10 protein-coding genes are annotated in these 13739 nt (G+C 61.5%); 5 read left to right on the forward strand and 5 right to left on the reverse strand.

Annotation, left to right across the window (positions count from 1 at the left end; translation table 11 throughout):
- Nucleotides 1-178: 178 nt before the first annotated feature.
- From PSEBG33_RS05350 to nagE, 5 genes are read left to right on the forward strand one after another with little or no spacing between them, the layout of a single operon-like run.
- Nucleotides 179-937 carry a GntR family transcriptional regulator gene (locus tag PSEBG33_RS05350; protein WP_005791139.1) on the forward strand — a complete coding sequence of 253 codons (759 nt, stop codon included), beginning with the start codon at nucleotides 179-181 and terminating at the stop codon, nucleotides 935-937.
- Between the two features lie 10 nt (nucleotides 938-947).
- Nucleotides 948-2054 carry an N-acetylglucosamine-6-phosphate deacetylase gene (gene nagA / locus PSEBG33_RS05345; RefSeq protein WP_005791140.1) on the forward strand — a complete coding sequence of 369 codons (1107 nt, stop codon included), beginning with the start codon at nucleotides 948-950 and terminating at the stop codon, nucleotides 2052-2054.
- Nucleotides 2047-3057 (forward strand): SIS domain-containing protein, encoded by a 1011-nt coding sequence (locus PSEBG33_RS05340; protein ID WP_032803704.1) that lies wholly within the window; start codon nucleotides 2047-2049, stop codon nucleotides 3055-3057. Before nagA ends, PSEBG33_RS05340 begins: the two co-directional genes overlap by 8 nt.
- Before the next feature lie 30 nt (nucleotides 3058-3087).
- Nucleotides 3088-5598, forward strand: a complete 2511-nt coding sequence (gene ptsP, locus PSEBG33_RS05335; protein ID WP_005791142.1) for a phosphoenolpyruvate--protein phosphotransferase — start codon at nucleotides 3088-3090, stop codon at nucleotides 5596-5598.
- Nucleotides 5599-5624: 26 nt separating this feature from the next.
- Nucleotides 5625-7331: an N-acetylglucosamine-specific PTS transporter subunit IIBC gene (gene nagE / locus PSEBG33_RS05330; RefSeq protein ID WP_005791143.1), complete on the forward strand. Its 1707-nt coding sequence runs from the start codon at nucleotides 5625-5627 to the stop codon at nucleotides 7329-7331.
- Nucleotides 7332-7462: 131 nt separating this feature from the next.
- On the opposite strand, the gene PSEBG33_RS05325 is transcribed toward nagE, so the two are convergent.
- From PSEBG33_RS05325 to purL, 5 genes are all read right to left on the reverse strand, one after another.
- Nucleotides 7463-7756, reverse strand: a complete 294-nt coding sequence (locus PSEBG33_RS05325; protein ID WP_005791144.1) for a DUF6124 family protein — start codon at nucleotides 7754-7756, stop codon at nucleotides 7463-7465.
- A gap of 201 nt (nucleotides 7757-7957) precedes the next feature.
- Nucleotides 7958-8404: a hypothetical protein gene (locus PSEBG33_RS27755; RefSeq protein ID WP_032803705.1), complete on the reverse strand. Its 447-nt coding sequence runs from the start codon at nucleotides 8402-8404 to the stop codon at nucleotides 7958-7960.
- Complete coding sequence (locus tag PSEBG33_RS05320; RefSeq protein WP_005791146.1) at nucleotides 8388-9026, reverse strand: DUF6036 family nucleotidyltransferase; 639 nt, start codon at nucleotides 9024-9026, stop codon at nucleotides 8388-8390. The genes PSEBG33_RS27755 and PSEBG33_RS05320 overlap by 17 nt, the downstream gene beginning before the upstream one ends.
- 313 nt (nucleotides 9027-9339) lie before the next feature.
- Entirely contained in the window at nucleotides 9340-9651 is a 312-nt protein-coding gene (locus tag PSEBG33_RS05315; protein WP_003193986.1) for an NIF3 1, read from the reverse strand.
- A gap of 4 nt (nucleotides 9652-9655) precedes the next feature.
- A complete protein-coding gene (gene purL / locus PSEBG33_RS05310; RefSeq protein WP_005791147.1) occupies nucleotides 9656-13552 on the reverse strand; it encodes a phosphoribosylformylglycinamidine synthase in 3897 nt (1298 codons plus the stop codon).
- Nucleotides 13553-13739 lie beyond the last annotated feature (187 nt).

A 13739-nucleotide genomic window follows, 5' to 3' on the forward strand; every position in this document is an offset into this window, starting at 1 on the left:
AGTGCACTTGTGCGCGACACAAAGACCTCTCTAATACCACTTGATACCAAGCCCCATTAAAGATCCCTGAAACCGGGGCCTGCACCGTTTTGGTAGCATTGACATGGTATTTAAGTGGTATTAATTTCCGGCCATTACCGGGCGACAACACTCCAATAACGCATCGGAAACCTGACAGATGAATCCCATCCTGGCCCTGCGCCCCGACGACAAGCAATCCACGCCGCTGTACCTGCAACTGGCTCGCAGCCTTGAAGCGGCGATCCATGCCGGCCAGTGGAAATCCGAGCAGGCCCTGCCCTCGGAGCGTGCGCTCAGCGAGCAGTTGAGCATCTCGCGGGTCACTGCCCGTAAAGCGCTGGAAGTGTTGCTTGCCCAAGGCCTGATCCGCCGCAGCCAGGGCTCCGGCACCTTTATCACGCCGCGCCTGGAACAACCCTTGTCGCGCTTGTCGGGGTTCAGCGAAATGCTGCGGCTCAAGGGCTTTGTGCCCACCTCCCAGTGGCTGGAGCGCGACATAACCCCGCCGACCCACGAAGAGCTGATCCGCCTGTGCCTGTCGCCTACTGACAAAGTGGCGCGCCTCAAGCGTCTGCGCAAAGCCGATGACACGGTGATGGCGATTGAAATGACCGCCATGCCCGCCTCGGTGTTGCCACACCCGCAAGCCATCGGCAATTCGCTGTACGAATACCTGGAAGGCATCGGCAAGCCCATCGTGCGCGCCCTGCAACATATCCAGGCGATCAACGCCTCGGATGAGTTCGCCAAGCTGGTCGGCATCGCCCCCGGCACCGCCATGCTGCTGATGACCCGCGTGGGCTACACCGCCGACAACACGCCGATTGAAATCACCGACACCTACTGCCGCAACGACTACTACGACTTTGTCGCAGAGCTGCGTCGCCATGATTATTCCGCCGAATTGCGAATTTAGAGAACTGCCCATGTCAGAAGACAATATCCTCACGCCCAGCGGCTGGATGCGCGGCCGCCTGGTGCACGAACACGGCAAGGTGGTTGCCATCGAAGGCACGCCTTGCGACCCGGCTGACAACGACCTGCCCTACCTGCTGCCAGGCTTTATCGACCTGCATGTACACGGCGGTGGCGGTGCCGACATCATGGAAGGGGCGCAGGCCTTCGAGACCATTACCCGCACCCACGTGCGTTTTGGGACCACCTCGCTATTGGCCACCACCATGACGGCGCCGGTGGAAGAAATCACCAGCGTCCTCGGTGAACTCGGCAGGTTCTGCGAGCAACGCCCGACAGGCAGCGCCCGGGTACTGGGCGTGCACCTGGAAGGCCCCTACATCAACCCGGGCAAACTCGGCGCCCAACCCAACTTCGCCCACACCGCATTGATGGCCGAAGTCGAAGACTACCTGCGCCTGGCGCCTATCCGAGTGATCACCATCGCCCCGGAAATCGCCGGCCACGACGGCCTGATCCGCGCCCTCAGCCAACGCGGTGTGCGCATGCAGATCGGCCACACCCTGGGCAGTTATGAAGAAGGCGTGGCCGCCCTCGCCGCCGGCGCCACCAGCTTTACCCATTTGTACAACGCCATGAGCCCGCTGCATCACCGCGAGCCGGGCATCGTCGGCGCCGCGCTGGCCCACGCCCAATACGCCGAGTTGATCCCGGATCTGCTCCATGTGCATCCCGGTGCCATGCGCGTGGCCCTGCGCTCGATCCCATGCCTGTACTGCGTGACCGATTCCACCGCCGCCGCCGGTATGCCCGACGGCGAATACAAGCTGGGCAGCCACACCGTGACCAAATGCCTGGGCGGCGTACGCCTGCCGGACGGCACCCTGGCCGGCAGCACCCTGACCATGGACCAGGCGCTGCGCAACCTGGTGAAAATCGGCCTGCCCATCAGCGAAGCCTCACAACGCCTGTCGCAATTTCCTGCGGACTACCTGGGCCTGGAAGAACGCGGCCGCCTGCAACCGGGCAGCTATGCCGACTGCGTGCGCCTGGACCGCTCCCTGACACTCACCGACGTAATGGTCGAAGGAGAAACCATTGACTTCAAAAATGCTTGAAGAGGCCCTGGCCTCCTGCGACGCCGTCGCGGCACAACTGCAACGCCTGAACCCGCTGCTGGAAGAAGTGGCCGGTCGCCTGCGTCGCCAGCCGCCGCAAGTGGCGATGACCATCGCCCGTGGCAGCTCCGATCACGCCGCCAGCTACTTCGCCTACCTGGCCATGCAGCATGTGGGTATCCCGGTGGCGTCGCTGCCAATGTCGGTGGTGACCCTGTTGCAGGCACCGATGAAAGTCAGCGGCCAGGTGGCGTTTGGGTTCTCCCAGTCGGGGCAGAGCCCGGACCTGGTCAACAGCCTGCGACTGCTGCGCAAGCGCGGCGCCCTGAGCATCTCGCTGGTGAACGCCGAAGACTCGCCGCTGGAAGCCGCCTGTGAATTCCACGTGCCACTGTGCGCCGGGCCGGAACAAAGCGTGGCCGCGACCAAGAGTTTTATCGCCACCCTCAGCGCCAGCGCGCAATTGATCGGCCACTGGAACCAGGAAACCGAGTTGCTCCAGGCCTGCCAGGCGCTGCCCGACGGTTTGCGTGAAGCCGCCCGGCAGGATTGGACCCAAGCCATCGAGGCCCTGCGCGACTGCCAGCAATTGATGGTAATCGGCCGCGGCGCCGGGTTTGCCATCGCCCAGGAAGCTGCGCTCAAGCTCAAGGAAACTTCGGCGATCCAGGCCGAAGCCTTCAGCAGCGCAGAGGTGCGCCACGGGCCGATGGCCTTGATCGACGAAAACTACCCGCTACTGGTGTTCGCCCCACGCGGCGCCGAGCAGCCCGGCCTGTTGAGCCTGGCCGCCGATATGCGCCAACGCGGCGCCCGCGTGCTGCTGGCCGCACCGGACGATATCGCCGAACGCGACCTGACCCTTAGTCGCGCCGAACATCCGAGCCTGGACCCGATCCTGACAATCCAGAGCTTCTACGTGATGGCCGCCGGCCTGGCTGAGGCACGGGGCATGAACCCGGACCAGCCGCGCCACCTGAGCAAAGTCACCCGCACGCACTAAAGCGGCGTTTTCCTGATGAGTACCGTGCCCATGCCCAACAACAATAATCCATTGACCTTAAGCGCCCCCTTGAGTGGGCCGGTGCTGGCCCTGAACAACGTCCCCGACGAAGTGTTCGCCAGCGGCGCCATGGGCGACGGGATTGCCATCGACCCGTTGAACGATTGCCTGCACGCGCCCTGTGACGGCGTGATCATCCATGTCGCCCGCACCGGTCATGCATTGACCATCCGCGCCGACAACGGTGCCGAAGTGCTGATGCACGTGGGCATCGACACCGTGGAGCTCAATGGCGAAGGCTTTGCCTTGCTGGTGAAGGATGGCGCACGGGTGAGCGAGGGCCAGCCGTTGGTGCAGTTTGATCTGGACCGCATTGCGCGCCAGTGCAAAAGCCTGGTGAGCCTGATCATCCTGACCAACAGTGACCGCTTCGAGCTGCAACCCATCGCGAGCAAGACCGTGAAGCTCGGTGAATCACTGATGCGGATTGCCCTGCGCACATCCGCGCCGGTTCAAACCGCTGTGGATAACTCGGTCGCAGAAGTGAGCGCCACGGTACGCATCACCCATCGTGGCGGCTTGCATGCGCGCCCTGCCGCGCTGATCCGCAAGACTGCCCAGGGCTTCAGCAGCCAATCGCAGCTGCACTTCGGTGATAAGACCGCGGCTTGCGACAGCCTGATCGGCCTGATGGGGTTGGGTATTGGCGAAGGTGACGAGGTACGGGTGACCTGTCGTGGCAAGGATGGCGAGGCGGCGTTACAGGCACTGGTCGCCGCGCTGTCCGTGGCGATCCACGAGGAGCATCACGCGCCGGTCGTTGCCGCGCCACGCCGGGCGAATACCGAAGCCAATGTGCTGCAAGGCGTATGCGCGGCACCCGGTCTGGTATGTGGGCCATTGTTCCGCCTGACGGGCATCGAGCTGCCGCAAGACAGCGGCAATCATAGCGTCGACGAACAACTGCAACGCCTGGATGCCGCCCTTGAGCAAGTGCGCGGCGAAATCCGCAATACGCTCGGCCAGGCGCGCCAACGCAAGAACGTCGAAGAAGAAGAGATCTTCGCCGCCCACCTTGCCCTGCTGGAAGACCCGACATTACTCGACGCAGCCACCGCCGCCATCGAACAAGGCAGCGCCGCCACCCATGCCTGGCGTGATGCGATCCAGGCCCAATGCGCCGTACTGCTGGCGTTGGGCAAGCCGCTGTTTGCCGAGCGCGCCAATGACCTGCGAGACCTTCAACAACGGGTGCTGCGTGCGTTGCTGGGTGAAGCCTGGCATTTCGAATTGCCGGCGGGGGCGATTGTCAGTGCCCATGAGCTGACACCTTCGGACTTGCTGCAACTGAGCGCGCAACAGGCCGCGGGCATCTGCATGGCCGAAGGCGGTGCGACCTCCCATGTGGCGATTTTGGCCCGGGGCAAAGGCCTGCCGTGTCTCGTCGCCCTGGGCAATGAAGTGCTCGACGTACCCCAAGGCCAGCGGGTGGTGCTCGATGCCGCCAACGGCCGTCTGGAACTGGCGCCCAGCGATGCACGTCACGCCGAAGTTCACCAGATTCGCGAAACACAGAAATTACGACGCCAGCAGCAACAGGCCCAAGCCCAACAACCGGCGAGCACCACCGATGGCGTGACGGTTGAAGTCGCGGCGAATGTCGCCTCCAGCGCCGAAGCCCAAGTGGCGTTTGACAACGGCGCCGACGGCGTCGGCCTGCTGCGCACCGAAATTCTCTTCGTCGACCGCCGTACCGCGCCGGATGAGCAGGAACAACGCCAGGCTTATCAGGCCGTGCTGGATGCCATGGGCGACAAGTCGGTGATCATCCGCACCATCGATGTGGGCGGCGACAAGCAGCTCGACTACCTGCCGCTGCCTGTCGAGGCCAACCCGGTGCTGGGCCTGCGCGGTATTCGCATGGCCCAGGTGCGCCCGGAACTGCTCGACCAGCAACTGCGCGCCCTGTTGCAAATCTCGCCACTGGCGCGCTGCCGCATCCTGCTGCCGATGGTCAGCGAGGTGGATGAATTGCTGCAGATTCGCCAGCGCCTGGATGAACTGTGCGTGGAGCTGGAGCTGACGCAGCGCCCCGAACTGGGCGTGATGATCGAGGTGCCCGCCGCCGCGCTGATGGCCGAGCAGTTGGCCAAACATGCTGACTTCTTGTCCATCGGCACCAATGACCTGTCCCAATACACCCTGGCCATGGACCGCGACCACGCAGGCCTGGCCGCCCGCGTTGATGCGCTGCACCCTGCCTTGCTGCGGCTGATCGCCCAAACCTGCACCGGTGCGGCGAAACACGGGCGTTGGGTCGGTGTGTGCGGTGCCTTGGCATCTGACCCACTGGCCACGCCGGTACTGGTCGGCCTGGGGGTCAGCGAACTGTCGGTAAGCCCGCCGCAGATCGGCGAAATCAAGGACCGCGTCCGCCACCTGGACGCGGCGCAATGCCGGCAACTGAGCCTTGAGCTGCTCGACCTGAGCAGCGCCAAGGCCGTTCGCCAAGCCTGTCAACACCACTGGCCGCTGAGCTGAAAACAACAAGAATAGGGAGACACGCCATGTACCAACACTTTATCGAAGGCCTGCAACGCCTGGGCCGCGCCCTGATGCTGCCGATTGCGATCCTGCCAATCGCCGGCCTTTTGCTGCGCCTGGGCGACACCGACTTGCTCAACATCGCGGTGATGCACGATGCCGGGCAAGCGATCTTCGCCAACCTGGCGCTGATCTTCGCCATCGGCATCGCCGTGGGCTTTGCCCGCGACAACAACGGCACGGCCGGCCTGGCCGGGGCGATTGGCTACCTGGTGATGATCTCCACGCTCAAGGTAATGGACACGTCCATTAACATGGGCATGCTCGCCGGTATCGCCAGCGGCCTGATGGCGGGCGGGCTGTATAACCGCTTCAAGGACATCAAGCTGCCGGAGTACCTGGCGTTCTTTGGTGGGCGACGCTTTGTGCCGATTGTCACCGGTTTTTCGGCGGTGGGCCTGGGCGTGATCTTCGGCCTGATCTGGCCGCCGATCCAGCACGGCATCAACAGCTTTGGCGTGTTGCTGATGGAAAGCGGCAGTCTGGGTGCGTTCGTGTTTGGCGTGTTCAACCGCCTGCTGATCGTCACCGGATTGCACCACATCCTCAACAACATGGCGTGGTTCGTGTTCGGCACGTTTACCGACCCGGCAACCGGCGCGGTGGTGACCGGCGACCTGACCCGCTACTTTGCCGGCGACCCGAAAGGCGGCCAGTTCATGACCGGCATGTTCCCGGTGATGCTGTTCGGCCTGCCGGCTGCGTGCCTGGCGATGTACCGCAATGCGTTGCCTGAGCGGCGCAAAGTGATGGGCGGGATCTTCCTGTCCATGGCGCTGACGTCATTCTTGACCGGGGTGACCGAGCCGATTGAATTTGCCTTCATGTTCCTGGCACCGTTCCTGTACCTGATCCACGCCGTGCTGACGGGCCTGTCGATGGCTGTTACCAATATGTTGAATATCCACCTCGGCTTTACCTTCTCCGGTGGGTTTATCGACATGGTGCTGGGTTGGGGCAAGTCCACCAATGGCTGGCTGGTGGTACCGGTGGGCCTGGCCTACTCGGTGATCTACTACACGGTGTTCAGCTACTGCATCCGCCGCTTCAACCTCAAGACACCGGGGCGTGAAGATATCCAGGTGGTGCAGGCTGAAGCGATGAGTGATAACCAGCGTGCCACGGCATATATCCAGGCGCTGGGTGGTGCTGAGAATCTGCTGAGTGTGGGTGCCTGCACCACGCGGCTGCGCTTGGACATGGTGGATCGCAACAAGGCGGTGGATGCTGAACTGAAAGCACTGGGCGCCATGGCTGTAGTGCGCCCGGGTAACGGCGGTAGTTTGCAGGTGGTGGTTGGGCCGATGGCCGATAGCATTGCCGATGAAATTCGCTTGGCGATGCCGGGGTTTGTTGCCACAGCACCTGTAGCAGTTGCACCTGGGGATAAGCCCGTGACGGTGAATGTGCAAGAGGCCGAAAAATGGCTGAATGCTCTGGGTGGCCGAGGGAATGTACGCCAACTAGGAGCGGTGGCGATGACCCGGTTGCGGGTGGAGTTGGGGGATGATTCGGGGTTGTCTGAAGCTCAGCTCACTGCACTCGGTTGCCAAGGTGTGAGTCAGCTTGAGAGCGGTGTTTGGCACTTGTTGATTGGTGACAAGGCCTCTGGGCTGGGTGAGGCGTTGGAGCGGTTGGTCAGTGCCCGTGAGGTCGGCGCCAGGGTTTAGAGAGGTAGTGACTGTTCTGGCCTCATCGGGAGCAAGTCAAATCGTCGCACCGCCCCTCCCACATTTGAAGGTATTCACAATTCAAAATGTGGGAGGGGGCTTGCTCCCGATTGGCCCTCACAGGCGCCTGATCACTTCTGCTCAGGCACCTCAACTAAATCCAGCACCCGATCCACCATCAACTGAATCCCTTCCACCATCCGATGAATACCCAGCACTGCATCACGCTGGGGACCGTCGACATCAAAAGCCAGATGACCCGCCAGTGCCTGCACGGATGCCAGGTCTTGGGAGGCGTTGGCGAGCAGAGTTTCGCTGTTCAGACTGGGTAGTACGGTGAAGATCTGGTCGGACGGTGAATCACCAGCTTGGCGGGACTCGGCTTGAGATGAGATTGAACCAGTTAGCAAGTTGTCGCTGATCATCATTAAACTCCATATGGAATAGGCTCCTAGTGATTTTTCAGGCTTGCAGTCCCGGTCACTGAATTGGCAGCGACGCGAGAAGGTTAGTTGTGCGAGTTCCGACGGACAACCTGAAAGGCTTGCCGGAAATCTCCGAGAACTGAAGACATCGCAGACAGCAAAAACCCGGACTAAGCCGGGTTCTTTGATAGCTATCTATACCTAGGCAGACGCCGCACGCTGTTCGGCTTCATAGTGGCGGGTCTGAAAAGGCATCAAGGTCTGAACCTTCAAACCCAGACCCTCACATAATCCCCAGGACATTGCCAGTTCGTCACGACGACTGCGCAACGCAACAGCGCCTTGGGATTTCACGTATTGCCTTGAGGCTGAGAACAGTTCAAGCGCCTTCAACGCTTCCTTTACCCGACTATCGGTCGCACACGAAAAGCGTGTGAAGCGCTCAAGCAAATAGCCTGCGCGACGAAGCTCTACCTCACTGGAGTGCTCCTGAATGAACGCCCTCACCTCGTCCACAAGATTCGTATCCGAATACCACACAGCTTTCGCTGCACTGACCAACGCAGCATCATCAGCCTGATTCAAGGGGCTTTTGACCAGTGTGTCCAAGGCGGACGAGAGGACCGGACCGTTAAAGGGCTTCGCCATCTGCAGTCTCCAGATAATCGTGCAAGATATTGGTCAGTATGGATCTGGGTGGCTCTTTGTTGCCAACATACATATCAATCGCCTGCAATGCCAGCTGACGGAGCTCAGCGGTCACTATGAAGCCAGCCCTGAGCAACGCCATGATGTCATCTACATCCTGATCAGTGGCTCTGCCCAATTTGGAGATTGCAATGTCGATAGGCGCAGCTACATGAAGATGCAGCGCAGACTCAAGAGGAAACTCTTCCAGAGGAAGACTTCGCTCCCAGTAGTCTTCGTGGAGCGGACCAAAGCTAGTGTTGTATTGGAGGTCATAGTTCAACTCCATGACACGGCCAGACTGCTCATCGAAAAACTGTTCTGGAAACTCTGCAAGCAATGTTCGTAGGCGCAGCGTGTCTTGAGTATTTGCGCAATAAATCTCCGCATCCACGTCCGTGGACACACGGTGGTGGGTATATAAATGAACAGCACAACCACCGAATACAATGACCTGGACCGCGCCCGGACTGGCGCCTTCGAGCGTCAATTCCATTTCAATGGCTCTGAACATTGAAATCAGAGCTTGCCCTAGCGCAGAGCTGGTATTGAGGCGAGGAACAACGAAATCTGGAATTTGCATATTGAATTTCAAACCGTACGCAAGATCATTGCTGGACGGGTCTTGAATTCAAGCCCCGATCACTGAGTTATCAGTGACCGATTGAGGCTAGGGAGACAGGTTCCGACGGACAACCTGAAAGGCTTGTCGGAAAGTTCTGAGGCGCTTGCACCGACGCCATCGCAGGCAAGCCAGCTCCCACATGGGATTGATGTACGGTCTGACAACGGGGTCAAATGTGGGAGCTGGCTTGCCTGCGATTGGCACTTACAGCCAACAAAAAACCCGCTGACCAAACTGGCCCAGCGGGTTTCTCATTGACGCAGCCAACAGATCAAAAATCCGCCAACTGCCACACCTCATACGCCGGTGTCTCATACGGATGGCTAAGCTTGAGTGCAGCCACAACCGCCACAATCAACTCATCCGCCACCACCAGCTCCACCTTCCATTCCTCAACCACTTCAACCTGACCGACCTGCCCGATAAACGGCTGACTGCCGTCCAACGCGCGGAATTGGCCCTGGCCCAGCACTTGCCAGGCGCAGCTGTCGTAGTCGCCGATGCGCCCGCCGCCAGCTGCGAAGACGGCGGTTTTCACCGTCTCCACATGGCTGTCGGGCACAAAGAAGGCGAGCTTGTACACGGCCTTAGTTCACCCACACGCGAGCGTTGCGGAACATGCGCATCCAGGCGCCGTCTTCGTTCCACTCTTCCGGGCGCCACGAGTTTTGCACGGCGCGGAATACGCGCTCCGGGTGCGGCATCATGATGGTCACGCGGCCGTCGCGGCTGGTAAGGCCGGTAATCCCGCGTGGCGAGCCGTTCGGGTTGGCCGGATAGCTTTCGGTGACCTTGCCGTGGTTGTCGACGAAACGCAGAGCCACGGTGCCGGACAGGTCGGCTTCAAGCAGCGCTTCTTCGCTGGCGAACTCGGCATGGCCTTCACCGTGGGCGATGGCAATCGGCATACGCGAACCGGCCATGCCTTGCAGGAAGATCGAGTTGGACTCCTGCACCTGCACCATGGCGACACGGGCTTCGAACTGCTCGGAACGGTTGCGCACAAAGTGCGGCCAGAACTCGCTGCCCGGGATCAGTTCGCTGAGGTTGGACATCATCTGGCAACCGTTGCACACACCCAGGGTGAAGCTGTCGTTGCGTTCGAAGAAGCCCTGGAACGCGTCGCGAGCGCGGCTGTTGAACAGCGCCGACTTGGCCCAGCCTTCACCGGCACCCAGCACGTCGCCGTAGGAGAAACCACCGCAGGCCACCAGGCCTTTGAACTCGTTGAGATCAACGCGACCGGCGAGGATATCGCTCATGTGCACGTCAATCGCATTGAAACCGGCGCGATCGAACGCCGCGGCCATTTCCACCTGACCGTTGACGCCCTGCTCACGCAGTACGGCAACCTGTGGGCGAATGCCCTTCTTGATGTAAGGCGCGGCGATGTCCTGGTTGACGTCGAAGCTGAGCATGGTGCTCAGGCCCGGGTTGTCTTCTTCCAGGATCACGTCGAACTCCTGCTCGGCGCAGTCGGCGTTGTCGCGCAGGCGCTGGATCTGGTAGCTGGTCTCGGCCCACTGGCGTTGCAGCAGGCGGCGCTGACCAGTAAAGACCGTGTCGCCGTTGAACGAGATATTGACTTCGCCGTTGTTGATCGGCTGGCCAATCACCGCCACGCACTCGGCAAGGCCGGCAGCGCTGAACTGGGCGAGTACATCCGGGGTAGCGTCCTGACGCACCTGAATCACTGCACCCAACTCTTCGTTGAACAGGATGCCGTTGATTTCCGCAGCATCCTCGGCAACGCTGTCGAGCACGATGTTCAGGCCGCAGTGGCCAGCGAAGGCCATCTCGACAACGCTGGTCAGCAAACCACCGTCGGAGCGGTCGTGGTAAGCCAGCAGGTGACCGTCGGCGTTGAGGCCCTGGATCACGGCGAAGAAGGCTTTCAGGTCTTCGGCGTCATCGACGTCCGGCGCCTGTTTGCCCAACTTGCCATGGGTCTGCGCCAGGATCGAAGCGCCCATGCGGTTCTGGCCACGGCCCAGGTCGATCAGGATCAGGTCAGTGGTGCCCTTGTCCATGCGCAGTTGCGGCGTCAGGGTCTGGCGGATGTCGGTGACCGGCGCGAAACCGGTGACGATCAGCGACAGCGGCGAGGTCACGCTCTTGTCGGTGCCATCTTCGTTCCAACGGGTGGCCATGGACATGGAGTCCTTGCCCACCGGAATGGTGATCCCCAGTTCCGGGCACAGCTCCATGCCGACGGCTTTGACGGTGTCGTACAGGCGCGCATCTTCACCGGGGTGGCCGGCAGCGGACATCCAGTTGGCCGACAGTTTGATGTCGGACAGCTTGCCGATACGCGAGGCCGCGATGTTGGTCAGGGTTTCACCAATCGCCATGCGGCCCGACGCCGGAGCGTCCAGCAGGGCCAGCGGCGTGCGCTCGCCCATGGCCATGGCTTCACCGGTGTACACGTCGAAGCTGGTGGCGGTGACGGCAACGTCGGCCACCGGCACCTGCCATGGGCCGACCATTTGGTCACGGGCCACCAGGCCAGTGATGGTGCGGTCGCCAATGGTGATCAAAAAGCTTTTGCTCGCCACGGCCGGGTGGTGCAGCACGCGCTCGATGCTGTCGGCCAGTTCCAGCGTGCTTGGGTCGAAATCATCGCCCAGTTCGTTTTCACGTACCGCCGAACGGTGCATGCGTGGGGCTTTGCCCAGCAGCACTTCCAGCGGCATGTCTACCGGGCTGTTGCCGAAGTGGCTATCGGTAACTGTCAGCTGCGGCTCGGCAGTGGCTTCGCCGACCACGGCAAACGGGCAACGCTCGCGTTCGCAGATGGCCTGGAAACGTGCGAAGTCTTCAGGGCCGACCGCCAGCACGTAGCGTTCCTGGGATTCGTTGCTCCAGATTTCGTGCGGGGCCATGCCCGGCTCGTCGTTTGGAATGTTGCGCAGTTCGAAACGGCCACCACGGTCGCCATCGTTGACCAGTTCCGGGAAGGCGTTGGACAAACCGCCAGCACCGACGTCGTGGATGAAGCTGATCGGGTTCTTGTCACCCAACTGCCAGCAACGGTCGATGACTTCCTGGCAGCGGCGTTCCATTTCCGGGTTTTCGCGCTGTACGGAAGCAAAATCCAGGTCGGCCGAGCTGGTGCCGGTGGCCATGGAGGAAGCTGCGCCGCCGCCCAGGCCGATCAGCATCGCCGGGCCGCCGAGCACGATCAGCTTGGAGCCGACCAGGATCTCGCCTTTCTTGACGTGTTCTTCACGGATGTTGCCCATGCCGCCGGCCAACATGATCGGCTTGTGGTAACCGCGCACTTCATCGCCACGCGGGGTGGTGATGGACTGTTCGAAGGTACGGAAGTAACCGGTCAGCGCCGGACGCCCGAATTCGTTGTTGAACGCGGCGCCGCCCAGGGGGCCTTCGATCATGATGTCCAGCGCGGTGACGATGCGCTCAGGCTTGCCGTACGGCACTTCCCACGGCTGTTCGAAGCCCGGAATCTGCAGGTTGGACACCGTAAAACCGGTGAGGCCCGCCTTGGGCTTGGCGCCACGGCCGGTGGCGCCTTCGTCACGGATTTCGCCGCCAGACCCGGTGGCTGCGCCCGGGAATGGGGCAATCGCGGTCGGGTGGTTGTGGGTTTCAACCTTCATCAGGATGTGCACCGGCTCCTGCACCGCGCCGTACTGGCGGGTTTCCGGGTCCGGGAAGAAGCGACCGGCGACGGAGCCGACGATCACCGAGGCATTGTCCTTATAAGCCGACAAAACGCCTTCGCTGTGCATCACGTAGGTGTTCTTGATCATGCCGAACAGACTTTTTTCCTGGCTCTGACCGTCGATATCCCAACTGGCGTTGAAGATCTTGTGACGGCAGTGCTCGGAGTTGGCCTGGGCGAACATCATCAGTTCGATGTCGTGGGGGTTGCGCTTCAAGCCGGTGAAGGCGTTGACCAGGTAGTCGATCTCGTCTTCGGCCAGGGCCAGGCCCAGCTCGGTGTTGGCCTTCTCGAGGGCGGCGCGGCCGCCGCCGAGCACGTCAATCGCGGTCAGCGGCTTGGGCTCGGCGTGGCTGAACAGGCCGGCAGCCTGCTCCAGCTGGCTGACGATGATCTGGGTCATGCGGTCATGCAGGCTGCTGGCGATCAGCTCGGCTTCGGCATCGCTGAACTGGCCAGCGACGTAAAAGGCGATCCCACGCTCCAGGCGCTGGATTTTATCCAGGCCGCAGTTGCGGGCGATGTCACTGGCCTTGCTCGACCAGGGCGAGATGGTGCCGAACCGCGGCAGAACCAGGAACAAGCGGCCAGTCGGCTCTTGAACGGGAACGCTTGGGCCGTACTTCAGAAGGCGTGCCAGCACTTGCTGTTCGTCGGCGGTCAAGACGCCGGTAACGTCGGCGAAGTGAGCAAATTCAGCGTACAGGCCTGTAACAGCTGGAACCTTCTGGCTCAGTTGCTCAAGGAGTTTGCTGTGGCGAAAGGCAGAAAGGGCAGGAGCGCCGCGCAGGATCAACATCTTCGGGACAGCCTCGGGAAGGGGTGTGCTTTGAGGCCGTGCATTCTAGCGTAAACCTTCGCCAACAGCACCCGAAACGGCACCGGTGGCCGCTGCCGAACGTCAGTTGGCAGGGTTTGCACGGCATCGGCAGGAAATCCGCAGTGTCGGGGGCAGTTATTTTAACCGTCACAATGGCGCTCCAGGC

The sequence above is a fragment of the Pseudomonas synxantha BG33R genome (genome assembly GCF_000263715.2).
In the GTDB taxonomy this organism is placed as follows: Bacteria; Pseudomonadota; Gammaproteobacteria; order Pseudomonadales; family Pseudomonadaceae; genus Aquipseudomonas; species Aquipseudomonas synxantha_A.